General features: G+C 56.8%; 21 protein-coding genes and 1 tRNA gene. 4 read left to right on the forward strand and 18 right to left on the reverse strand.

Annotated features, from left to right (window positions below):
- Nucleotides 1–195 precede the first annotated feature (195 nt).
- Nucleotides 196–1,653 (forward strand): cytosol nonspecific dipeptidase, encoded by a 1,458-nt coding sequence (gene pepD, locus O1723_RS17220; RefSeq protein WP_014882680.1) that lies wholly within the window; start codon nt 196–198, stop codon nt 1,651–1,653.
- Between the two features lie 55 nt (nt 1,654–1,708).
- On the opposite strand, the gene dinB is transcribed toward pepD, so the two are convergent.
- From dinB to O1723_RS17260, 8 genes are all read right to left on the reverse strand, one after another.
- A complete protein-coding gene (dinB, locus tag O1723_RS17225) occupies nt 1,709–2,767 on the reverse strand; it encodes a DNA polymerase IV (RefSeq protein WP_479983843.1) in 1,059 nt (352 codons plus the stop codon).
- A gap of 107 nt (nt 2,768–2,874) precedes the next feature.
- The gene (gene nqrM / locus O1723_RS17230; protein ID WP_014882678.1) at nt 2,875–3,075 is read right to left on the reverse strand and encodes a (Na+)-NQR maturation NqrM; all 201 of its coding nucleotides are present in this window, start codon (nt 3,073–3,075) and stop codon (nt 2,875–2,877) included.
- 2 nt (nt 3,076–3,077) lie between these two features.
- On the reverse strand, nt 3,078–4,301 hold the full coding sequence (nqrF, locus tag O1723_RS17235) for an NADH:ubiquinone reductase (Na(+)-transporting) subunit F (protein WP_014882677.1): 1,224 nt from the start codon (nt 4,299–4,301) through the stop codon (nt 3,078–3,080).
- A gap of 10 nt (nt 4,302–4,311) precedes the next feature.
- The gene (gene nqrE / locus O1723_RS17240) at nt 4,312–4,908 is read right to left on the reverse strand and encodes an NADH:ubiquinone reductase (Na(+)-transporting) subunit E (protein WP_006810004.1); all 597 of its coding nucleotides are present in this window, start codon (nt 4,906–4,908) and stop codon (nt 4,312–4,314) included.
- Between the two features lie 6 nt (nt 4,909–4,914).
- Complete coding sequence (locus O1723_RS17245; RefSeq protein ID WP_014882676.1) at nt 4,915–5,553, reverse strand: NADH:ubiquinone reductase (Na(+)-transporting) subunit D; 639 nt, start codon at nt 5,551–5,553, stop codon at nt 4,915–4,917.
- Nucleotides 5,546–6,340: a Na(+)-translocating NADH-quinone reductase subunit C gene (locus tag O1723_RS17250; RefSeq protein ID WP_014882675.1), complete on the reverse strand. Its 795-nt coding sequence runs from the start codon at nt 6,338–6,340 to the stop codon at nt 5,546–5,548. Before O1723_RS17250 ends, O1723_RS17245 begins: the two co-directional genes overlap by 8 nt.
- Nucleotides 6,333–7,568 carry an NADH:ubiquinone reductase (Na(+)-transporting) subunit B gene (locus tag O1723_RS17255; RefSeq protein ID WP_014882674.1) on the reverse strand — a complete coding sequence of 412 codons (1,236 nt, stop codon included), beginning with the start codon at nt 7,566–7,568 and terminating at the stop codon, nt 6,333–6,335. The genes O1723_RS17250 and O1723_RS17255 overlap by 8 nt, the downstream gene beginning before the upstream one ends.
- 2 nt (nt 7,569–7,570) lie before the next feature.
- Nucleotides 7,571–8,914: a Na(+)-translocating NADH-quinone reductase subunit A gene (locus tag O1723_RS17260; protein ID WP_023336788.1), complete on the reverse strand. Its 1,344-nt coding sequence runs from the start codon at nt 8,912–8,914 to the stop codon at nt 7,571–7,573.
- Between the two features lie 298 nt (nt 8,915–9,212).
- On the opposite strand from O1723_RS17260, the gene dpaA reads away from it, so the two are divergent.
- Entirely contained in the window at nt 9,213–9,953 is a 741-nt protein-coding gene (gene dpaA, locus O1723_RS17265) for a peptidoglycan meso-diaminopimelic acid protein amidase (protein ID WP_014882672.1), read from the forward strand.
- On the opposite strand, the gene O1723_RS17270 is transcribed toward dpaA, so the two are convergent.
- Together O1723_RS17270 and lpcA are read right to left on the reverse strand one after the other, a co-directional pair.
- On the reverse strand, nt 9,924–10,691 hold the full coding sequence (locus tag O1723_RS17270; RefSeq protein WP_014882671.1) for a class II glutamine amidotransferase: 768 nt from the start codon (nt 10,689–10,691) through the stop codon (nt 9,924–9,926). The genes dpaA and O1723_RS17270 overlap by 30 nt on opposite strands.
- Before the next feature lie 46 nt (nt 10,692–10,737).
- Nucleotides 10,738–11,316 (reverse strand): D-sedoheptulose 7-phosphate isomerase, encoded by a 579-nt coding sequence (gene lpcA, locus O1723_RS17275; protein WP_010427884.1) that lies wholly within the window; start codon nt 11,314–11,316, stop codon nt 10,738–10,740.
- A 239-nt stretch (nt 11,317–11,555) separates the two neighbouring features.
- Here lpcA and fadE point away from each other — a divergent pair, with 239 nt between their 5' ends.
- Nucleotides 11,556–14,000 (forward strand): acyl-CoA dehydrogenase FadE, encoded by a 2,445-nt coding sequence (gene fadE / locus O1723_RS17280; RefSeq protein WP_248191340.1) that lies wholly within the window; start codon nt 11,556–11,558, stop codon nt 13,998–14,000.
- Between the two features lie 108 nt (nt 14,001–14,108).
- Nucleotides 14,109–14,879: an amidohydrolase gene (locus O1723_RS17285; protein ID WP_014882669.1), complete on the forward strand. Its 771-nt coding sequence runs from the start codon at nt 14,109–14,111 to the stop codon at nt 14,877–14,879.
- Between the two features lie 54 nt (nt 14,880–14,933).
- Here O1723_RS17285 and O1723_RS17290 read toward each other — a convergent pair whose 3' ends face one another.
- From O1723_RS17290 to O1723_RS17325, 8 genes are all read right to left on the reverse strand, one after another.
- Nucleotides 14,934–16,535, reverse strand: coding sequence for a gamma-glutamyltransferase family protein (locus O1723_RS17290; RefSeq protein WP_014882668.1), 1,602 nt, complete (start codon nt 16,533–16,535; stop codon nt 14,934–14,936).
- 9 nt (nt 16,536–16,544) lie between these two features.
- Nucleotides 16,545–17,420: an ABC transporter permease gene (locus O1723_RS17295; RefSeq protein ID WP_014882667.1), complete on the reverse strand. Its 876-nt coding sequence runs from the start codon at nt 17,418–17,420 to the stop codon at nt 16,545–16,547.
- Nucleotides 17,421–17,422: 2 nt separating this feature from the next.
- Nucleotides 17,423–18,364, reverse strand: coding sequence for an ABC transporter permease (locus O1723_RS17300; protein WP_014882666.1), 942 nt, complete (start codon nt 18,362–18,364; stop codon nt 17,423–17,425).
- 18 nt (nt 18,365–18,382) lie between these two features.
- On the reverse strand, nt 18,383–19,897 hold the full coding sequence (locus tag O1723_RS17305; protein WP_014882665.1) for an ABC transporter substrate-binding protein: 1,515 nt from the start codon (nt 19,895–19,897) through the stop codon (nt 18,383–18,385).
- A gap of 2 nt (nt 19,898–19,899) precedes the next feature.
- Nucleotides 19,900–20,982 (reverse strand): ABC transporter ATP-binding protein, encoded by a 1,083-nt coding sequence (locus O1723_RS17310; protein ID WP_014882664.1) that lies wholly within the window; start codon nt 20,980–20,982, stop codon nt 19,900–19,902.
- A complete protein-coding gene (locus tag O1723_RS17315) occupies nt 20,979–21,992 on the reverse strand; it encodes an ABC transporter ATP-binding protein (RefSeq protein WP_014882663.1) in 1,014 nt (337 codons plus the stop codon). The genes O1723_RS17310 and O1723_RS17315 overlap by 4 nt, the downstream gene beginning before the upstream one ends.
- On the reverse strand, nt 21,989–22,708 hold the full coding sequence (locus O1723_RS17320) for a FadR/GntR family transcriptional regulator (RefSeq protein WP_014882662.1): 720 nt from the start codon (nt 22,706–22,708) through the stop codon (nt 21,989–21,991). Before O1723_RS17320 ends, O1723_RS17315 begins: the two co-directional genes overlap by 4 nt.
- 381 nt (nt 22,709–23,089) lie before the next feature.
- A tRNA-Asp gene (locus O1723_RS17325) sits at nt 23,090–23,166 on the reverse strand.
- Nucleotides 23,167–23,219 lie beyond the last annotated feature (53 nt).

The following is a 23,219-nucleotide window of genomic DNA, read 5'->3' on the forward strand; positions in this document are numbered from 1 at the left end:
GATTATAGAGATCTGACGCACTAAAAACCAGTGTTTAGCGCCCTCTGCCTGAGTTTTTACATGCTTTATGCTACCAGCCCGCAGAGAAAGTGGTATTCTCAGTTGCATCTCGCAAGCCTGTCTTGTGGTAACTATTAACCTGCTAACCCTGTGACCTGCAACCTTGTTTGCAGAGCATCGACAAGGAGACTTATCGTGTCTGAACTGTCTCAATTATCTCCGCAGCCGCTGTGGGATATTTTTGCCAAAATCTGTTCCATTCCACACCCTTCCTACCATGAAGAACAGCTTGCCGAACATATTATGGGTTGGGCGAAGGAAAAAGGTCTGCACGCTGAACGCGACCAGGTTGGCAACATTCTTATCCGTAAACCGGCCACCGCAGGCATGGAAAACCGCAAACCGGTTGTCCTGCAGGCGCACCTGGACATGGTGCCACAGAAAAACAACGATACCGTTCACGATTTCACTAAAGATCCGATCCAGCCCTACATCGACGGCGACTGGGTGAAAGCGCGCGGCACCACCCTGGGTGCAGATAACGGCATCGGCATGGCCTCTGCGCTGGCCGTGCTGGCGGATGACAGCGTTGAGCACGGTCCGCTGGAAGTGCTGCTGACCATGACCGAAGAAGCGGGCATGGACGGCGCATTCGGTCTGCAGGCGAACTGGCTGCAGGCTGATATCCTGATCAACACCGACTCCGAAGAAGAAGGTGAGATCTACATGGGCTGCGCGGGCGGGATTGATTTCATCTCTACCCTGCCACTGTCACGCGAAGCGGTGCCTGCGGGTTACCAGACCTTCAAGCTGACGCTGAAAGGGCTGAAAGGCGGCCACTCCGGCGGCGATATTCACCTGGGCCTGGGCAACGCCAACAAACTGCTGGCACGCTTCCTGGCGGGCCACGCGGCTGAGCTGGATCTGCGCCTGGTAGACTTCAACGGCGGTACCTTGCGCAACGCGATCCCACGCGAAGCCTTCGCCACCGTTGCAGTACCTGCAGCAAAAGCGGACGAGCTGAAAAAACTCTCCAGCGTATACCTGGATATCCTGAAAAACGAACTGTCAGCGAAAGAGAAAAACCTGACCGTGGTGCTGGAGTCTGTTACTACCGACAAAGCCGCGCTGACCGTGCAGTCTCGTGACACCTTTGTTCAGTTGCTGAACGCGACGCCAAACGGCGTGATCCGCAACTCTGACGTGGCGAAAGGCGTGGTAGAAACCTCACTGAACGTGGGCGTGGTCACCATGAGCGACGACAGTGCAGAAATTATCTGCCTGATCCGTTCCCTGATCGACAGCGGTAAAGAGTACGTGGTGAGCATGCTGGAATCTCTGGGGACGCTGGCGGGTGCCAAAACCTCCGCTAAAGGCAGCTACCCGGGCTGGCAGCCGGATGCCAGTTCTCCGGTGATGGCGCTGGTGCGCGAAACCTATCAGCGTCTGTTCAACAGCACGCCGAACATTCAGGTGATCCACGCGGGTCTGGAGTGTGGTCTGTTCAAGAAACCGTATCCGAACATGGACATGGTCTCTATCGGGCCAACCATTACCGGGCCGCACTCGCCGGATGAGCAAGTTCATATCGAAAGCGTGGGCCATTACTGGACCCTGCTGACCGAGTTGCTGAAGGCGATTCCTGCTAAGTAATTCGTCGTCTGTTGCCCGGTGGCGCTACGCTTACCGGGCCGACGATTGGCGTAATCTACAATCCCAAAACCAACTGACGCTCTAACTGCGGATCCAGCAGTGTGACGTGCAGCCCCACCAGCCGTACTCCGCGCCCTGCCCGCCGTTCTTCCCATGCTTTTTTTGCCGTCGCGATAAGATCGTCTCTGTTCAGACGCGGCCAGACGTGCTCCTGCGTAGTCTGCTGGAAGTCGTTAAACTTGAGCTTCACGCCCTGCCGGGCGATGAGCAGATCGGGCTTAACCTTCGCTAAGCGCCTTTCCAGCTCAGGATAAAGCTGTTCAGTGATGATGAATTCACATTCGGACCAGTCGTGAATATCTTCCATCAGCGTGCGTTCAACACCAACCGATTTACGCAACCGCTCGCTGCTTACGCTGCGTTCATCAATGCCCTGACTGCGTTCCCACAGCACGCGACCAAACTTTCCGAAACGCTTGAGTAGCATAGCCAGATCGCTTCGCTGCACATCTTCGCAAGTGCGTAATCCCATACTTTCCAGCTTCGCGGCGGAGACTTTGCCTACGCCGGGGATTTTACCAAGCGGAAGCGTTTTCAAAAACGCAGGCACCTCTTCGGGGGTGATGACGTACTGACCGTTGGGTTTATTTAAATCGGAGGCGATTTTAGCGAGAAATTTTACCGGCGCGACGCCTGCCGATGCGGTGAGATTCAGCTCGTTGAAAATGGTCTGGCGGATCTCCTGCGCCATCAGGGTGGCGGAGCCGTGACAGTGAAGGCTGTCGGTGACGTCAAGATAGGCTTCGTCCAGGGATAGCGGCTCAATCAGTGAGGTATAGCGGGAGAAGATTTCCCGTATATGGTTCGACGCTTCTTTATAGGCTTCAAAGCGCCCAGGCAAAAGGGTGAGGTGCGGGCAGAGTTTTAACGCCATCGCCGCCGGCATGGCGCTGCGCACGCCAAATTTGCGCGCAGGGTAGTTGGCGGTGCTGATCACCCCACGCTGTACGCGGCTGCCGCCAATGGCGATGGGGATATCCCGCAGCGCCGGGTTGTCACGCATCTCCACTGCGGCAAAAAAGCAGTCCATATCGACATGGATTATTTTGCGCATAGTAAGCCCTCACTCATCACTGGATAAGTATACAGTAAACAAATGAGGGTTGAGAAGTGTACGTGGGAATTGTCGGGTGGCGGCTTCGCCTTACCCGACTAACAAAACTAAATAATGCGCTGCTGTTCGCGGGCCATTCTTTTTTTCCGCGCATCGCACGGTTCCGGGCAGTCGCAGACCTTTTCCATTCCGAGAGAAGAGATCCCGCCGCAGCTGCCCTGAATGCTTTTACGCTTGATGATCCAGCCTAATGACATGCCGAATACCACCAGCACAAACACCGCAAAGGTCGCCAGAAAGGTCAACATGATCAGCCTCCGAAATCATCAAGGAGGATGTTCTCATCTTCCACGCCGAGATCTTTCAGCATCTTGATCACAGCGGCGTTCATCATTGGCGGACCACACATGTAGAACTCGCAGTCTTCTGGTGCCGGGTGCTGTTTGAGGTAATTTTCATACAGCACGTTGTGGATGAAGCCCGTATAGCCTGTCCAGTTATCTTCCGGCTGCGGGTCGGAAAGCGCCACGTGGAAAGTAAAGTTAGGGTTCTCACGCGCCAGCTGTTCGAACTCATCGTCATAGAACATTTCGCGCAGGGAACGCGCCCCATACCAGAAGCTGATCTTACGCGTGCTCCCAAGACGCTTGAGCTGGTCAAAGATGTGTGAGCGCATTGGCGCCATACCCGCCCCCCCGCCGATAAAGACCATTTCTGCGTCGGTATCTTTGGCAAAGAACTCCCCGAACGGACCGGAGATGGTGACTTTGTCGCCAGGCTTGAGGGACCAGATGTACGACGACATCACGCCCGGCGGGGCATGTGGCACGTTTGGCGGCGGGGTGGCGATACGCACGTTGAGCATAATGATGCCCTTCTCTTCCGGGTAGTTAGCCATGGAATAGGCGCGAAGCGCGGGCTCTTTGACCTCGGAAACAAAGCGGAAGAGATTAAATTTATCCCAGTCGGCACGGTACTCTTCAGGCACGTCGAAGTCGGCATACGCCACGGTGTGTGCCGGACAATCAATTTGGATATAGCCCCCCGCACGGAACGGGACGCTCTCCCCTTCAGGCACACGCAGCTTAAGCTCTTTAATGAAGGTGGCTTTGTTATCGTTAGAGATAACCTCGCACTCCCATTTTTTCACGCCGAAGATCTCTTCCGGCAGCTCAATCTTCATGTTCTGACGCACCGCGACCTGGCATGCCAGACGACAACCCTCTTTCGCTTCACGTTTCGTAATATGCGACAGTTCTGTGGGCAGAATATCACCGCCCCCCTCTTTCACCGTCACACGGCACTGCCCGCATGAGCCGCCGCCACCGCAGGCTGACGAGACAAAGATCCCGTTGCCGGAGAGCGTATTAAGCAGTTTATCCCCTGCCGGGGTACGGATCTGATTCTGGGGATCGTCATTGATATCAATGACCACATCACCGGAATTGACCAGCTTCGCGCGCGCCGCCAGAATCAGCCCTGAGAGCACCAGTACTATCAGCGTGAACATCACCACGCCAAGAATAATTTCCATCTTTTAGCCCTTATAGCTGCACACCGGAGAAGGACATAAAGCCCAACGCCATCAGGCCGGTGGTGATAAAGGTGATCCCTAAGCCACGCAGCCCGGCAGGGACGTTGGCATATTTCATTTTTTCGCGGATCCCCGCCATGGTAACAATCGCCAGCATCCAGCCGATACCGGATCCAAAGCCATACACCACGGATTCACTGAAGTTGTAATCACGCTGAACCATGAATGAGACGCCACCAAAGATGGCACAGTTTACGGCGATGAGCGGCAGGAAGATCCCCAGCGCGTTGTACAGCGACGGGAAATACTTATCGAGGATCATCTCCAGGATTTGCACCAGCGCCGCAATTACCCCGATAAAGGTGATGAAGTTCAGGAAGCTGAGATCAATCCCCTCCACCAGCGCACTGTCCCGCAGCACAAAGTTGAACACCAGGTTGTTAATCGGAACGGAAAGCCCCAACACCACGGTGACCGCCACGCCCAGACCAAATGCCGTCGAGACCTTTTTGGAAACGGCAAGGAACGTACACATGCCCAGGAAGAAGGCGAGCGCCATGTTTTCAACAAACACCGCGCGCACAAATAAACTCAGGTAATGAGCCATTGTCGGTTACTCCTTTTCCTGCTGTTCGGGCTTCAACGTACGAATCAGCCAGATCAGCAAACCGATAATGAAAAATGCGCTTGGGGCCAGCAGGAACAGTCCGTTTGGCAGATACCAGCCGCCGTTCTGTACCGTGTCCAGCACCGTGATGCCAAACAGCTTGCCGCTGCCAATAAGCTCGCGCAGGAAACCGACCGTCAGCAGGATCACGCCGTAGCCCAGACCGTTGCCGATCCCATCCATAAAGCTCGCCAGCGGCGGCATTTTCATGGCGTAGGCTTCAGCGCGTCCCATCACGATACAGTTGGTGATAATCAGGCCGACAAACACCGAAAGCTGCTTCGAGGTTTCATAAGCAAACGCGCGCAGCAGCTGATCAACGACGATCACCAGCGAAGCGATGATCGCCATCTGGACGATGATCCTTACGCTGTTGGGTATGTGGTGGCGGATCATTGAGATAAACATGCTGGAGAACGCTGTCACCAGCGTAACTGCCAGCGTCATCACTACCGCCGTTTCCAGTTTGGTCGTCACCGCCAGGGCAGAGCAGACGCCCAGCACCTGCAGCGTTATCGGGTTATTGGCTAAAAGTGGGCCAATCAGCACCTTTTTAACTTCTTTCAGTTCACCCGTATCAGCCATTGTTTAGCGCTCCTTCACGTACGTTTTTCAGGAAGGGACCAAAGCCCAGTTCACCCATCCAGAAATCAAAACTGTGCTGCACCCCGTTAGAGGTGAGCGTGGCCCCGGAAAGGCCGTCAACGGCGAAGTCATCACCGGGACGCGCGCCCCCTTTCACCACCTTAAGCGCAGGCTGACCGTTATCGTCGAGTACTTTTTTACCGACAAACTGCGCACGCCAGTTAGGGTTCTCAACTTCGCCACCCAGCCCCGGCGTTTCGCCCTGATCATAATAAGTAATGCCTTTGACCGTGCGGCCATCGGTGTCCAGCGCCACAAAGGCGTACATCATTGACCACAAGCCGTTACCATAGATGGGCAAAACCACTTCCTGCACGCGTTTTTGCTCGTCACGAACGAGATAAATCTCCGCAATATTGCTGCGGCGCTTAATCCCTGCCGGATCCTGAGAGGCATCAAGCGAAGTGCTCATCTGCGGATCTTTCAGCGCCAGCGCCTGGTTATATTTCGCCGGGTCTTTATCCATCAGTTCACCGGTTTTTAAATTCACCAGCCGTGCGGTAATGCGTTCAGCAAACACGGCTGAGACGTCGTCCTTCGTCATGCCTTCCTGCATCAGCCCGGCCACGGCCAGGATGTTACGCTGTTTATCCAGCGCCCGTTGCTCCTGCTGCAGCGGTTTTAACCCGACGGCAGAACCGGCGACGACAATGGAACAGACCAGGCAAAGCACCAGAACCACCAGCAATGTTTTGCTGATGCTGTCGTTATTTTTGACTTCAGCCACGCGCCTTCCTCCGCTTAATGTTGGCGCGCACGACCAGATAGTCGAACAGCGGCGCAAACAGATTGGCAAACAGAATGGCCAACATCATCCCTTCCGGATAGGCCGGGTTGACCACGCGAATCAATACACACATCACCCCAATGAGCGCGCCGTAACACCATTTACCTCTGTCGGTAAACGAGGCCGAGACGGGATCGGTGGCCATGAACATCATGCCAAACGCAAAACCGCCCAGCACAAGGTGCCAGTACCACGGCATAGAGAACATCGGGTTCGTGTTTGAACCAATGAGATTGAACAGGGTGGCAGTAAGCACCATCCCGAGCATCACGCCTGCGACGATGCGCCAGGAGGCCACGCGACCAAAGAGAATGATCGCCCCACCGAGCAAAATCATCAGGGTAGACACTTCCCCGATGGAGCCCGGGATGTTGCCAATAAACGCATCAAACCAGGTCACCGGCTGGCCGGTCGCATTATTGACCAGCGTTTCACCGCCGCCTGCCGCCCACTGGGAAAGGGGTGTCGCACCGGAGAAACCGTCAGCAGCCGTCCACACCAGGTCACCTGAGATCTGCGCCGGGTAGGCAAAGAACAGGAACGCACGCCCCGCCAGCGCCGGGTTCAGGAAGTTACGCCCGGTCCCGCCGAAGATCTCTTTGGCAATCACGACGCCAAAGCTTATCCCCAACGCCGCCTGCCAGAGTGGCAGCGTTGGTGGCACAATCAGCGCAAACAGGATAGAGGTAACAAAGAAGCCCTCGTTAATCTCGTGTTTGCGGATGATGGCGAACAGCACTTCCCAGAAACCGCCCACGATAAAGACAGTCATATAAATCGGCAGGAAGAATACCGCCCCCAGCGTCATCATGCTGAGCCAGCCCGCGTCCGCCGCGAAGCTCACGCCTAACGACTGTGCCAGGCGGTAGTGCCAGTCAGACTGAATGACCTGCGCCAGCTGCTGCGCATCATAGAGATGATGCAGCGCCGGAATGGTTTGCAGACCCACGTTGTACATACCCCAGAACATGGCCGGGAAGACCGCAAACCACACCAGGATCATCATGCGTTTCAGGTCGATGGCATCGCGAACGTGCGCCGCCCCTTTCGTCACCAGACCCGGCGTGTAGAAAATGGTCGTCGTCGCTTCGTACAGCGGGTAGTACTTCTTCAGTTTACCCTCGGTAAAATGCGGCTCTATTTTTTCAAAGAGGTGTTTTAAGCCCATCGTTATCCTTCCTGCTCAATGCGGGTTAACACCTCGCGCAATACGGGTCCATATTCGTATTTACCTGGACACACATAGGTACACAGCGCCAAATCTTCTTCATCCAGCTCGAGACAGCCCAGCGCCTGCGCGCCGTCGGTATCACCGGCAAGGAGATCACGCAGCAGCACGGTGGGCAGAATGTCCAGCGGCATCACGCGTTCGTAGTTGCCAATCGGGACCATTGCGCGCTCCCCGCCGTTCGTGCTGGTGGAGAAATTAAAGAGCTTATGACGCAGGAAGTGACCCAGCGTAGTGCGGGTCACGGAGTATTTCTCTGCACCCGGCAGCACCCAGCCGAACAGCTCTTTCTCACGCCCTTCCTGCACAACGCTAACCTGAAGATGGAAACGGCCCAGGTACGCATGCGCATCAACTGCACGGCGCCCACTGAGTACTGAACCGGAAATCAGGCGGTTTTCACCCTCTTTCGTTTCCCCGGAAAGCAGGTCATTAAGATCGGCTCCCAGAAGCGTTTTTACCAGGCGCGGGTTTGCAGCCTGCGGACCGCCGATAGCGATGACCCGTTCAGCGCAGAGAACGCCAGTGGTAAAGAGCTTACCAATGGCAATGACGTCCTGATAATTAAGATGCCAGACCTGTTTTTTCATACTCACCGGCTCAAGGAAGTGAATATGTGTGCCGACCAGCCCAGCCGGATGTGGACCCGAAAATTCATTAAACGTGACCTGCCCCTGCGGATGGCCGCCAAGCTTGCCACCGCCGGCCTGGCAGACGTGAACTTTCCCGGGCGTCAGGCGCGTTAAAACCGTCAGCCCGGCATCGAAGGCTTTACGCTGCGCCAGAATAACGGGCTGCGGGTCTGCGCTGAGCGGGTTGGTGTCGATGGCCGTCACGAATATGGCAGCCGGGGCCGTATCAGGAGCGGGGGATTTGCTGAATGGACGCGTGCGAAGTGCCGTCCACAAACCGGATGCCAGCAGTTGAGCCTGCACAGTTTCCCGGCTAAGCGACGCGAGTTCTGCGGCGTCGTAATGGGCAAACTCACGCTGTTCATCGCCTTCAATGCGGATCACCACCGACTGAAGGACACGGCGCTCGCCACGATTGATCGCCACAACGGTGCCGCTGGCGGGAGCAGTGAACAGCACGCCGGGATTTTTTTTATCCTCAAAGAGCGCCTGCCCTTTGATAACGCGATCGCCCTCCTGAACCAGCATAGAGGGGCGCATTCCCAGATAATCGTCGCCTACGATGGCGACATGACGGACACTTGCACCGGGCGAAACGTGCTGCTCGGGCACGCCTGCAATCGGCAGATTAAGTCCTTTTTTTATTTTAAACATGTGGTTAGCAGGTTTCCATAAACAACAATCCAGTGGGCGCGAAGTGTACCATTTTCCCCTTCTCACGGGCAGGGGATCCGCCTTCGGGCGCGCCAAATTGCGAGCTAATACGCAAAGTTCCTGGAGCCAGCGTGATTTTGATGGTTTATAAAGTAAAACTAATTTGTAAACTCATCGCCCGACTCTTGCGAAAATCTATAGCGGTGCTAATGTGAGCGCTCCTAACAGAATAATCTGATTTCGGGTCTCTTTTGCCGCCCTGGCAAGTTGGTCTACGTTTTATCAAGGAACTTGTAGTATGCGTAAAATCGCATTGTTCATTGCGATGCTTCTGATTCCGTGCATGTCGTTTGCCGGGCTGCTCAGCAGCAACAGCTCCACGACGCCGATCAGCAAAGAATATAAACAGCAGTTAATGGGATCGCCGGTTTATATTCAAATCTTCAAGGAAGAACGCACGCTCGATCTATTTGTGAAAATGGGCGAGACATATCAGCTGCTTGATAGCTACAAAATTTGTAATTACTCCGGCGGGCTGGGGCCAAAACAGCGCCAGGGTGATTTTAAAAGTCCGGAAGGGTTTTATAACGTTCAGCGTAGCCAGCTCAAACCGGACAGCCGCTTCTATAAAGCCATTAACATCGGTTTCCCCAATGCCTATGACCGTGCTCACGGTTATGAAGGGAAATACCTGATGATCCACGGTGCCTGCGTGTCTATCGGCTGTTATGCGATGACCGATGCCGGCATTGATGAAATTTTCCAGTTCGTAACAGGCGCGCTGGTGTTCGGGCAGCCTAACGTTCAGGTCAGCATTTATCCGTTCCGTATGACGGATGCCAACATGGCCCGCCATAAGTACTCCTATTACGCCGATTTCTGGAAACAGCTGAAGCCGGGTTACGACTACTTTGAGCAGACCCACAAGCCGCCTGTGGTTTCTATCGTAGATGGCCGTTACGTGGTCAGCAAACCGCTGAGCCACGAAGTCGTCCATCCACAGCTGGCGTCAAATTACACGGTCCCCGAGACAAAATAGCACCCACTCGCCTGGCATGATCTTTTGCCAGGCTTCGTTGCCCGTCAGCGGCTGCGTCGCAATGACTGTGACCACATCGTTCGGTGTGGTCTCTTTCTGAAAGTCTATCTCCACATCCTGATCGAGCAGCTTTGCAACGCCAAACGGCGCACGGCGCGTGATCCAGAACAGGTTCGTCGAACAGAACGCCATGACATAGCGTCCGTCTGACAGCAGCATGTTAAACACGCCTTTTTCACGTAGCTCGGATGCCAGCGTCGCGATGTATTTAAACACGGCGGTCATGTTGCCGGGCGTACGAGGATAACGTTCCGTCAGCTTGTGCAGTAGCCAGCAGAAGGCTTTTTCGCTATCCGTTTCGCCGACCGGGCGGAAATTCCCCGTCTCCAGCGACTTATAGCCCGTCAGTTGCCCGTTGTGCGCATAGGTCCAGTTTCGCCCCCACAGTTCACGGGTAAACGGATGGGTATTTTCCAGCGCCACTTCGCCGCGGTTTGCCTGACGGATGTGCGCAATCACCGAGCGGGACTTGATGGGATAGTCCTGCACCAGTTTGGCAATCGGTGAGTTATAGCTGGGCTGTGGATCTTTGAACGTGCGACACCCTTTGCCTTCGTAGAAGGTAATGCCCCAGCCGTCTTTATGCGGCCCGGTTCCTCCACCGCGCTGCACCAGCCCGGTGAAACTAAAGCAGATATCGGTTGGCACATTGGCGCTCATCCCGAGCAGTTCGCACATACATCACCTCCACAACAGCGGGGGCAAGAGTGCCCCCAGCGAAGTCTTACTTAACCATCTCTTTTTCGATCAGTTGAATCAGGATGTGGATCACTTTGATGTGAATTTCCTGAATACGGTCAGCATAACCGAAGTGCGGAACGCGAATTTCGACATCCGCCGTACCGTCCATCTTACCGCCATCTTTACCGGTCAGGGTGATGACTTTCATCCCTTTTTCACGCGCGGCGGCGATCGCTTTGATCACGTTGCCGGAGTTGCCAGAGGTAGAGATCCCCAGCAGCACGTCGCCTTCACGGCCTACCGCTTCAACGTAGCGGGAGAAGATGTGGTCGTAACCGAAGTCGTTGCCTACGCAGGAGATGTGGCTGACGTCGGAAATCGCAATCGCCGGGTAGCCCGGACGGTTTTCGCGATAGCGTCCGGTCAGCTCTTCTGCAAAGTGCATGGCATCACAGTGGGAACCACCGTTACCGCAGGAGAGCACTTTGCCGCCCGCTTTAAAGCTGTCGGCCAGCAGGACCGCCGCGCGCTGAATAGCGTGAATGTTGGCATCATCTTTCAGAAAGTTAGCCAGCGTTTCCGCCGCTTCGTTCAGTTCGTTACGAATAAGATCCTGGTACATGAGGATAATCCTTCAGTATTGATGAAATAACACAGTGGAGTGTACCGGATAGCGGGAAAAGCGAGAAGCTAAAGCCATGCGAATCCTCCGGCGTTTTGCTTTTTCGTGCCGGCGAAAACACGAACAATGTGAGCCCGGTTGTAATTATTTTGTAAACACATTGCTAAAGGAAATAACATCAACTACAACCATATCATCACAAGTGGTCAGACCTCCTACAAGCAAGGGAGCTTTTCTTTATGATGATTTTGAGCATTCTCGCAACTGTTGTACTGCTCGGTGTGTTGTTCTATCACCGCGTCAGTTTATTCCTGAGTAGTGTGATTCTGCTGGCCTGGACGGCTGCACTTGGCGTCGCTGGTCTGTGGAATATCTGGCTTTTAGTTCCGCTGGCCATCATTCTTCTGCCGTTTAACTTTACCCCGATGCGTAAGTCGATGATCTCCGCGCCGGTGTTCAAAGGCTTCCGCAAAGTGATGCCGCCAATGTCGCGGACTGAGAAAGAAGCGATTGATGCCGGTACCACCTGGTGGGAAGGCGACCTGTTCCAGGGCAACCCGGACTGGAAAAAGCTGCATAACTATCCGCAGCCGCGTCTGACCGCTGAAGAACAGGCTTTTATTGACGGCCCGGTGGAAGAAGCGTGCCGCATGGCAAATGACTTCGCGATTACCCATGAAATGGCGGACCTGCCGCCAGAGCTGTGGGCGTATCTGAAAGAACATCGCTTCTTCGCGATGATCATCAAGAAAGAGTATGGCGGTCTGGAATTCTCCGCTTACGCTCAGGCTCGCGTCCTGCAAAAGCTGGCGGGCGTCTCCGGGATCCTGGCGATTACCGTTGGCGTGCCTAACTCCTTAGGCCCGGGTGAACTGCTGCAGCATTACGGTACGGAAGAGCAGAAAGATCACTACCTGCCGCGTCTTGCGCGTGGTCAGGAAATCCCTTGCTTCGCGCTGACCAGCCCGGAAGCGGGTTCCGATGCAGGCGCGATCCCGGATACCGGCGTGGTCTGCATGGGCGAGTGGCAGGGCGAGCAGGTGCTGGGCATGCGCCTGACCTGGAACAAGCGTTATATCACCCTGGCGCCAATCGCCACCGTGCTGGGTCTGGCCTTTAAGCTCTCTGACCCGGAAAAACTGCTGGGCGGCGAAGAAGATCTGGGCATTACCTGTGCGCTGATCCCAACCTCTACCCCGGGCGTTGAAATTGGTCGCCGTCACTTCCCGCTGAACGTGCCGTTCCAGAACGGTCCGACCCGCGGTCAGGACATCTTTGTGCCGATTGATTACATTATCGGTGGTCCGAAAATGGCCGGTCAGGGCTGGCGTATGCTGGTGGAATGTCTGTCGGTTGGCCGCGGCATTACCCTGCCGTCGAACTCTACTGGTGGCCTGAAATCTGTGGCGATGGGGATTGGTGCATACGCCCACATCCGCCGTCAGTTCAAAATCTCCATCGGCAAGATGGAAGGTATCGAAGAGCCGCTGGCGCGTATCGCAGGTAATGCCTACGTGATGGATGCCGCCGCATCTTTGATTACCTACGGCATTATGCTGGGCGAAAAACCGGCCGTGCTGTCCGCGATTGTGAAATACCACTGTACCCACCGCGCACAGCAGTCGATCATTGACGCGATGGATATCGCAGGCGGTAAAGGCATTATGCTCGGCGAAGGCAACTTCCTGGCGCGCGGCTATCAGGGCGCACCGATTGCCATCACCGTTGAAGGTGCCAACATCCTGACCCGCAGCATGATGATCTTCGGTCAGGGGGCGATTCGCTGCCATCCGTACGTGCTGGAAGAGATGGCCGCTGCGCAGAACAACGACGTGGATGCCTTCGATAAGCTGCTGTTCAAACATATCGGTCACGTGGGTAGCAACAAGGTGCGTAGCTTCTGGCTCGGCCTGACGCGCGGTCTTACCAGCGCGACGCCAACCGGTGATGCGACCAAACGCTATTACCAGCATCTGAACCGTCTGAGCGCCAACCTGGCTCTGCTGTCGGATGTTTCCATGGCCGTTCTCGGCGGTAGCCTGAAGCGTCGCGAGCGTATATCTGCCCGTCTGGGGGATGTGCTGAGCCAGATCTTCCTGGCGTCTGCGGTCCTGAAGCGTTACGACGACGAAGGGCGTCAGGAAGCAGATCTGCCGCTGGTACACTGGGGCGTTCAGGATGCGATGTATCAGGCAGAACAGGCGATTGACGATCTGCTGGCGAACTTCCCGAACCGCTTTGTTGCGGGCGCCCTGCGCGTGGTGATCTTCCCGACCGGTCGTCACCACCAGGCACCGTCCGACAAGCTGGACCACAAAGTGGCGAAAATCCTGCAGGTACCGAGCGCGACACGCTCCCGTATCGGCCGTGGTCAGTACCTGGCCCCTACGCCTCATAACCCGGTGGGTCTGCTGGAAGAGGCGCTGCTTGATGTAATGGCCGCCGACCCAATTCATCAGAAGATCTGCAAACAACTGGGCAAAAACCTGCCGTTCACCCGTCTGGATGAACTGGCGAAACAGGCGCTGTCAGGTGGCATTATCGATAATGCTGAAGCAGCAATTCTGGTGAAAGCCGAAGAGAGCCGTTTGCGCAGTATTAACGTCGATGATTTCGAACCGGACGAGCTGGCAACACAGCCGGTAAAGCTGCCAGAGAAGCACCGCAAACCTGAAGCGGCATAACCCGTTTCGTTCTGACAAACCCCGCCGCGCGCGGGGTTTTTTATTGCCACATTTTCTCGTAATGACGTGCTACAGTGTCAAAAAGGGGTCGTTTGAGGAGTCTGTATCGTGCCGGGTTTGAAGATTTCGATTTTGCAGCAACCTTTAGTGTGGATGGATGGCCCTGCCAACCTGCGCCACTTTGATCGTCAACTGGAAGAGATTACCGGACGAGATGTGATTGTCCTGCCGGAGATGTTCACCACCGGCTTCGCCATGGAAGCAGCGAAGCAATCAATGCCTCAGGATGACGTGGTCGCCTGGATGCATACCAAAGCGCAGCAAACAAACGCGCTGATCGCGGGTAGTGCCGCCCTGCAAACCGAGCGCGGGCCAGTGAACCGTTTTCTGCTGGTTGAGCCGGAAGGGAAAGTGCATTTTTACGATAAACGCCACCTGTTCCGCATGGCGGATGAGCATCATCACTATGAAGCGGGTAATGAGCGCGTGGTATTCGAGTGGCGCGGCTGGCGCATTCTGCCGCTGGTCTGCTACGACCTGCGCTTCCCGGTGTGGTCGCGCAACCGCAACGATTATGACCTGGCGCTGTATGTCGCCAACTGGCCAGCACCGCGTTCGCTGCACTGGCAGTCGCTGCTGGTGGCGCGCGCCATTGAGAACCAGGCGTATGTGGTGGGCTGTAACCGTGTGGGGACGGATGGCAACGGGCATCACTACCGCGGCGACAGCCGGGTGGTAAATCCGCAGGGCGAGATTATTGCGACTGCCGAGCCGCATCAGGCAACGCGAATTGATGCGGAGCTATCGTTGACCGCGCTGAAGGAGTATCGGGAGAAGTTTCCGGCCTGGCAGGATGCGGATCCGTTTAGCATCGGGTAAAAAAAGCCGGGTGGCGGCTACGCTTTACCCGGCCTACAAATGTTGCTCGAGCGTTTAACTCACCAACGCCTGTCCGTCTTTACGGCTCTCCGTTGCCGCCACGTAATGCCCTTCCGGAAGGCGATAAATCACCTGCGCACCGCCGAAGTTATAATCCTGCAGCGGATCTTCCACCACGATCTGGTGTCCGCGTTCGCGCAGCGCAGCGATAGTATTGCGATCGAACGTTGATTCGACGATCACTTCCCTGCCCTGCACCACGCGCCAGCGCGGAGCGTCAATCGCCGCCTGCGGGTTTTGCCCGTGCAGCATAATGCGCAGCGCCATCTGCATGTGTCCTTGCGCCTGCATCGGGCCGCCCATCACGCCGAAGGACATCAACGGCTTGCCGTTGCCGTCCATCGCAAAGCCCGGAATGATGGTGTGGAACGGACGCTTGCTGCCCGCCAGCGCGTTCGGATGATTAGGATCCAGCGAAAAACCACAGCCCCGGTTTTGCAGGCTAATCCCGGTGTCTGGCACCACGATCCCTGAACCAAACCCCATATAGTTGGACTGAATAAAGGAGACCATCATCCCGCTGGCATCCGCAGTGCTGATGTAGACCGTACCGCTCTGGGTGGGTGAACCGTAGACAAAATCAGAGGCGCTTTCGTGGTTGATAAGCGCCGCACGCGATTTCAGGTAATGATCGCTCAGCAGCTCTTTGGCCGCGAACGCCATATGATCTTCATCCGCCACGTAGCGGTCGAGATCCGCCAGCGCCAGCTTCATCGCTTCAATGGACAAATGCAGAGACTGCACGGAGTCCGGATGATGCTGCTCGATGCCGCACTGCTCCAGAATACCCAGCGCAATAAGCGTGGCGATCCCCTGGCCGTTTGGCGGCAGCTCCTGCACCGAACCACCCGCGAAGTCGCGTGACAGCAGGTCTACCCAGTCCACGCGGTGGCTGGCGAGATCTTCAGCCGTCAAATGCGCGCCGTGTTCTTTGGCGAAGGCGGCAATTTTCTGCGCCAGCTCGCCGCGGTAAAACGCGTCGCCGTTGGTTTTCGCTATCAGTTCCAGCGAATTCGCCTGCGCCGGGTTACGGAAGATCTCCCCCACTCGCGGCGCGCGGCCTTCCGGCGCGAAGCAGGCGCTGAAGCCAGGCTGATCTTTCAGCTTGTTGTAGCCGCGCTGCCAGAGATGGCCAATCAGCGGCGAAACCGGGAAACCGTTTCGCGCATAGTCAATGGCTGGCTGCGCCAGCGTGGTCAGCGGCAGCGTGCCGAAACGCTCTGCCAGTGCGACCCAGCCGGATACCGCACCGGGCACGGTCACGGCGTCCCAGCCGATTTCGGGTACCGCCGTTTTTCCGGCAAAGAGATCCGCATGCCAGCTGGCCGGTGAGCGCCCCGACGCGTTCAGACCATGAAGTTTTTCACCGTCCCAGACGATGGCAAAGGCATCACTGCCGATCCCGTTACCGGTCGGCTCGACTACCGTCAGCGCCATCGCGGTGGCAATTGCCGCATCAACGGCATTACCGCCCAGCTGCAGCATTTTCATTCCTGCCTGCGCCGCCAGCGGTTGCGAAGTGGCAACGGCGTTATGGCCCATCATCGGCGGGCGTCGTGATTCGTAACCGGACGTAAAATCAAGCGCTTTAGTCATCATGACTCCTTAGTCGTGGCGCGGATCGAGCGCATCGCGCAGCCCGTCGCCAAGTAAATTAAAGCCCTGCACGGCAAGGAAAATTGCCACGCCGGGGAAAACGGACATCCACGGCGCCTGCTCAAGAAAACCTTTCGCGGTGTTGAGCATTGACCCCCAGGACGGATTGGGCGGCTGCTGCCCCAACCCTAAAAACGACAGGCTGGCTTCGGCGATAATCGCCGAGGCAATCGCCAGCGTGGCCTGTACCAGGATCGGTGACATCACGTTGGGCAGCACGTATTTGATGATGATCCAGCGATCCGGCAGGCCAATCGCCCGCGCGCCGTCGATGTACTCTTCGTTGCGGATGGCGATCACCTGCCCACGCGTCAGACGGGCGAAGATCGGCATCGCGGAAAGGCCAATGGCGATCATCGCGTTGGTCAGGCTTGGGCCTAAAAATGCCCCCAGCGCGATCGCCATGATCAGAAACGGGCAGGCCAGCAGCGCTTCAATGAAGCGCGAGATCACCCCATCCCACATCTTCTGGAAATACCCCGCTACCAGCCCCAGCGGCACGCCGATCGCTACCGCGATAACGACCGACATACAGCCCGCCATCAGCGAGGTTCGCGCCCCCCAGATAATGCGGGATAAAATGTCGCGCCCCAGCTCGTCGGTTCCGAACCAGTACATTGCCGACGGCGCTTTACGCACCGCAAGGAAGTTGGCTTTGACCGGGTCGAACGGGGCAATCCACGGCGCCATCAGCGCCACCAGCACAAAGAAGCCCACCACCACCGCGCCAATCACCGCACTTTTATTGGCGAGGAATTTCTTTAGCACCCGGTTTTGCGCGCGCGGCAGCGCGGGCACAGCGGTTTGCGTCGTCAGTTCCGCCATGGTTAACCTCGCATTTTCGGGTTGATAAGAACGTAGAGCACGTCAGCCAGCAGGTTGAGCAGCAGGAAGCCGATCGCCACGATCAGCACCACGCCCTGCACCACCGCGTAGTCTCGGTTAAATACCGAATCGACGATCATCTTGCCGAAGCCGGGAATGGTGAAGACCTGCTCGGTCAGCACCGCACCGCCCAGCAGCTCACCAAACAGCAGCGTCGTAAGGGTGATCACCGGCACCAGCGCATTGCGAAACGCGTGCTTTAAGATCACCGCTTTCGGCAGTAATCCTTTCGCGCGCGCGGTGCGGATGTAATCCGCTTTCAGGACCGCAATCATCGATGCACGGGTATGGCGCATCAGCGTCGCCGCCAGCCCTGTTCCGAGAACGGCTGCGGGCAGCAGCAGCGTGCGCAGGTTTTGCACCGGATCCTCACTGAACGGTACATAGCCGGACGCGGGAAGCCACTGCAGGTTCACCGAGAAGACCAGAATCAGCAGGATCCCCAGCCAGAAATGGGGGATCGAGATCCCCGAGATCGCCACAAAGTTCGCCCCGTGATCGACCCAACTGTTTTTGTTCACTGCCGCGAGGATCCCCATGCTAATGCCAAATACCAGCGCGATAATCATCGCCAGCAGCGACAGCTCCAGCGTCACAGGCAGCTTACTGGCAATCAGCTGCGTCACCGGTTCGTGCGTGCGTAAGGAGACCCCCAGGTCGCCCTGCAATGCGCGCGTTAACCAGTTGAAATACTGCACAGGAATGGGCGCATCCAGATTGAGCTCAGCACGCAGCTGGGCGATAACCGCCGGATCGCGCTCCTCCCCGGCCATGGCGATCAGCGGGTCGCCGGGCAGCAGTTTTTGCAGGCCAAACACCATCATGCTCACCAGCAGCAGGGTCGGGATGGCCAGCAGCAGACGTTTGCAAATCAGTTCCAGCATGGGTTCTCCTCAGGACGTTTATTTCGCCAGCGTCAAACCCGCCAGACGCACGATGCCGTCCGGGTAAGGCTTAAAGCCCTGCACGCGCTTGTTCAGACCAAAAATGCGCGGCTCGAAGTAGAGGTAGGCAATCGGCATGTCGGTTTGCAGCTGTTTCACCACCTTGTCATACAGCGGCTGGCGTGCGGCCTGATCGGTGCTCTGGCGCGCCTGAGTCAGCCATTCGTCGACCTGCGCGTTGCTGTAGCGTCCGTCATTCAGAGTGCCTTTGCTATGGACAAAGCCGTAGATGCTGCCGTCCGGGTCCGGGCGGCCCGACCAGCCGGAGAAACTGAGCTGATAATCACCACTCTGCTGACGATCCAGCAGCGTCGCGAATTCGGTCATCTGCAGGTTGAGCGTGAAGCCGGCCTCGGCAACCATTGCCTGCAGAACCTGACCCACCTGCTGCGAGGTCGGGTTGTTCGGCACCAGCAGGTTGACGGTCAGCGGCGTGGTGACGCCTGCCGCTTTGAGCAGCGCTTTGGCTTTATCGACGTCACGGGGCGGAACCGGCAGATTGACGTGATACGGGCTCACCGTGGAAAACGCCTGGTTTGCCGGCGTGTATAGCCCTTCAAAGACCACCTGATTTAGCGCATCACGGTCGATGGCCTGCGAAAATGCCTCGCGTACGCGGGCATCTCTGAACGGATCGTTCGCCGGGACCTTGCCGTTATTGATGTTGAAGGTAATACCCTGGTAACCCAGACCCGTTACCTTCGCCAGCGCCAGCTTGCTGTCGGCTTCAACGGTTTTAACGTCGCTGGCCGCAATGCCTTCGGTCAGGTCGAGATCGCCTGCCCGCAGGTTCGCGAGGCGCACGGAGGCGTCCGGGATCGGCAGATAAATAATTTTGTCGAAGTGGTAGGCGTCTTTATTCCAGTAATTGTCGAAGCGAGTCAGAACAATGCGGTCCTGGGACACGCGGCTGTCAAACTTATAAGGACCGGAACAGACCGGATGGGCGGCAAAGTCAGGCTTTTTCGCCGCGTCGGGTGCCATCATCGCGCCCGCGCGGTCAGTCAGCTGCATCAGCAGCGCGGCGTCAGGGGTTTTCAGGTGCAGCGCAATCTGCATCGGACCGGTGACCTCTACCGATTCCACCGAGGAGATCTCGCTTTTGCGCAGGGAGCCTTTTAGGGTCAACGCACGGTCGAGGTTGTATTTCGCAGCAGCGGCGTCGAATTTCTCGCCGTCATGGAAGGTCACCCCCTCACGGAGATCCATGGTCAGCGTTTTGCCGTCATCGCTCCAGGCCCACGACTTCGCCAGACCTGGCACCACTTTCAGATGTTCGTCGACATCCACCAGCCTGTCGCACAGGGAAGCAAAGACAAAGCGGCCATAGTAGGTGCGCGCCAGATGCGGGTCGAGCATGTCCGGGTCAGCTCCCAGACCAATTCGCAGCACGCTTTCAGAATGGGCGGGCAGCGCCGCGCCAAGCAACATAACACTTCCCAGTACGGTCAAAAGAGAATTACGCATTGTCATTATCATGAGTTCCTTGAAGGAAGGGAGGAGTGAGTGGCCGCGTGTTCAAACAGCGCGCGGCGGCGCAGAAAAGCTGCGGATGGCGGTGCTATCTGAATAACACTGCGATCGCGATTGATGTCCTGCCAGCGGTGACAGGCAACCTGACGTCCACCGTCCAGCACCTGATTAATTGGCTCAACCTGACGGCATTCATCGGTAACATACGGGCAGCGGGTATGGAAACGGCAGCCGGATGGAGGGCTCGCCGGGTTCGGCAGATCCCCCTGCAGCAGCGGTGCGTCGCGTTCAATGCCCGGCTGCATCTGTGGTGCCGAGGCGATCAGTGCCTGGGTATAAGGGTGCAGCGGGGCGTCAAAGATCTCGTCGACGGTCGCAAGTTCAACGATTTGCCCGAGATACATGACCGCCACGCGGTCGCTCATATGGCGAATCACCGCCAGGCCGTGGGCAACGATCACCATCGTCAGCCCCAGCTGGTGCTTCAGGCTTTCCAGCAAATTGACGACCTGGGCCTGGACGGAAACATCCAGCGCAGAGACGGGTTCATCGCCAAGCAACAGCTTTGGTCCCGAGGCCAGCGCGCGCGCAATGCCGATACGCTGGCGCTGGCCGCCGGAAAATTCGTGCGGATAGCGCCCGGACCAGGCGGCAGGCAGGCCAACGGTTTTGAGGAGTTCGGCGACGCGATACTGTCGGTCGGCTTTCTTCATATTCTGGTGCAGCCACAGCGGCTCACCGACGATCTGCTCCACCGTCATGCGCGGGTTCAGCGAGGCAAACGGATCCTGGAAAATAATTTGCAGCTCACGCCGGAGCTGGTTCAGACGGGCGCCCGAGGCGTCGGTAATCTCCTCCCCCAGGTAAAACACTCGCCCTTCACTGGCGGCGAGCAGGCGCAGCAGCAGACGCCCAAGGGTGGATTTGCCGGAGCCAGACTCGCCGACAATTGCCAGCGTTTCACCCGGCATCACGGCAAGCGAAACGCGATCGACCGCCGTAACAAACCGGGCCGGTGAAAAGAGTTTTTTCGGACCAGGGAAGCGCTTGCTGAGGTCGCGGGCTTCAAGAATTGGCGTAGTCATGCGGTCTCTCCCAGGGCAATGTGGTGTTCGAGCGGCACGCGGAAGCAGGCGACCTGATGACCCGCGCCGAGCGTGTTGAGCGGCGGTTTTTCATCATGGCAGCGAGACTGCGCAAACGGGCAGCGCGTCGCAAAACGACAGCCTTTAGGCATGGATTCCGGGAGCGGGACCGACCCGGGAATGGTGGAGAGCTGGCCTTTACGTGCGCCCAGCGAAGGGATTGAGCCCATCAGGCCGATGGTGTACGGGTGCTGCGGGTCGGCAAAGATGGCCTCGACGCTCCCCTGCTCCACCACCTGCCCGGCATACATTACCGCCACCTGCTGGGCGACTTCGGCCACGACGCCTAAATCGTGGGTGATCATCAGGACCGCCGTGCCGGTTTCTTCTTTGAGGGTGTTGAGCAAGGTGAGGATTTGCGCCTGAATGGTGACGTCTAGCGCGGTAGTCGGTTCATCGGCAATCAGTAATTTAGGATGGTTGATCAGCGCCATGGCAATCATCACACGCTGGCGCATACCGCCGGAGAGCTGATGCGGGTAAGCCTTGAGGCGCATCTCCGCCGCGGGGATCTGCACCTTCTCCAGGATCTGCAGCGCGACCTTCATCGCCTCTGTGCGGGAAACGCTCTGGTGACGCATGACCGCTTCACTGAGCTGATCGCCTAATGTGAAAGCGGGATTGAGCGAGGTCATCGGCTCCTGGAAAATCATCGCCAGCTCGCTGCCGCGCAAATCGGCATAGTCCCGCGGCGAGAGCTTTCGCAGATCGTGACGGCGAAACTGCATTTCTCCGCTGACAATCTGCGCGCTGGCGGGCAGTAACCCCATCAGCGCCAGTGAGGTGATACTTTTCCCGCAGCCGGACTCTCCCACCAGCGCCAGCGTCTCGCCTGCTTTGACCGTCAGTGAAATGCCGTCCAGTACGCTAACCGGCGAGCCGGAAAATTTAACGTTGAGATTATTCAGCCGAAGTACAGGCGTGGTGTCCTTAAACGGGATCGTCGTCATAGCGTGAAGTCGTCCTCAAGGTGGATCGCCTGAATCAGGGCGGTTTGCAGGCTAAGCAGGTGTTCGCGCATGGCGGCAGCTGCTTCATTAGGCTGGCGATGGATAATCGCAGACATGATCTTGTGATGGTGGTCGTTATAGCTGTCGACACGTTCGGGCGTGCGGGCTAATTCACGCAGATGCTGCCAGCCCGGTTCGCGCCGCACGGCATCAATCGCGTCAAACAGGCCGAGCATCAGGCGGTTGCCCGCAGCCTCGGCAATAGCGCGGTGAAAGGCGCTATCCCACAGTTCGTTGAGATCGCGGTCATCCGGGCTGACCTTGTCGATGCGTTCCAGCATGCGCTGCATGAGCGCGAGGTTTTCCCTGGTGGCACGCAGTGCCGCAAGCCGGGCTAAGCCGGGTTCGAGCTGTAGACGAGCTTCCATGACTTCCAGCAGGTTGGTTTGCTGAACCAATCCCTGAAGCGCCAGCGGTTCAACAGGGGCTGCGGGACCAATAAAGGTGCCTTTACCCTGTTTACGCCAGATCCGTCCTTCCTCTTCCAGCACATCCAGCGCGCGACGCACTTCGCGTCGTCCTACGCCGAGAGTTTCCGACAGCTCACGTTCCGTGGGCAGCGGAGTGCCTGGTGTTGACTCATGCTGGTTGATAAGCCCGCGCAATTGCTCAAGCGCGGTACTGGAATTGGCCAGAAACCGTGACGGTTTTTCCATATTGGTTCGCTCGCTATCATCATTATTTTCTTTTTATTAACGATAAGTTATTGATATGGAATGAACCTTATCGTGCTAATGATTAAGCAATAACCGAACCAATTATTTATTGGTTCAAAAACTTTCACGATATCCACTGTAAGCGAATGATTTCATGAAAATTATTTTTACAAAGCGACACAGTCTGATGAAGGCCAGGAAAGTGGCAGGGCGAAAGAATGCACAAACACAGTGCAAATCACGCACTAATGTTGTGCAAATGTTAATTAATTGCACCACATAAATTAACATTTTGTTAATGAAAAGAAAGGGGGGATAAAAGACACAGGCTGTTGAAACGACGAAGGCCTGAATCATTTCTGATTCAGGCCTTCTGAATAGTGGCGGAACGGACGGGACTCGAACCCGCGACCCCCTGCGTGACAGGCAGGTATTCTAACCGACTGAACTACCGCTCCACTGTTCCCGTTTGGGGAACGAGGCGCATATTACGGTGTGCCTCCGATCTCGT

The sequence above is a fragment of the Enterobacter cloacae complex sp. HYC080_NIDB genome, from assembly GCF_056673325.1.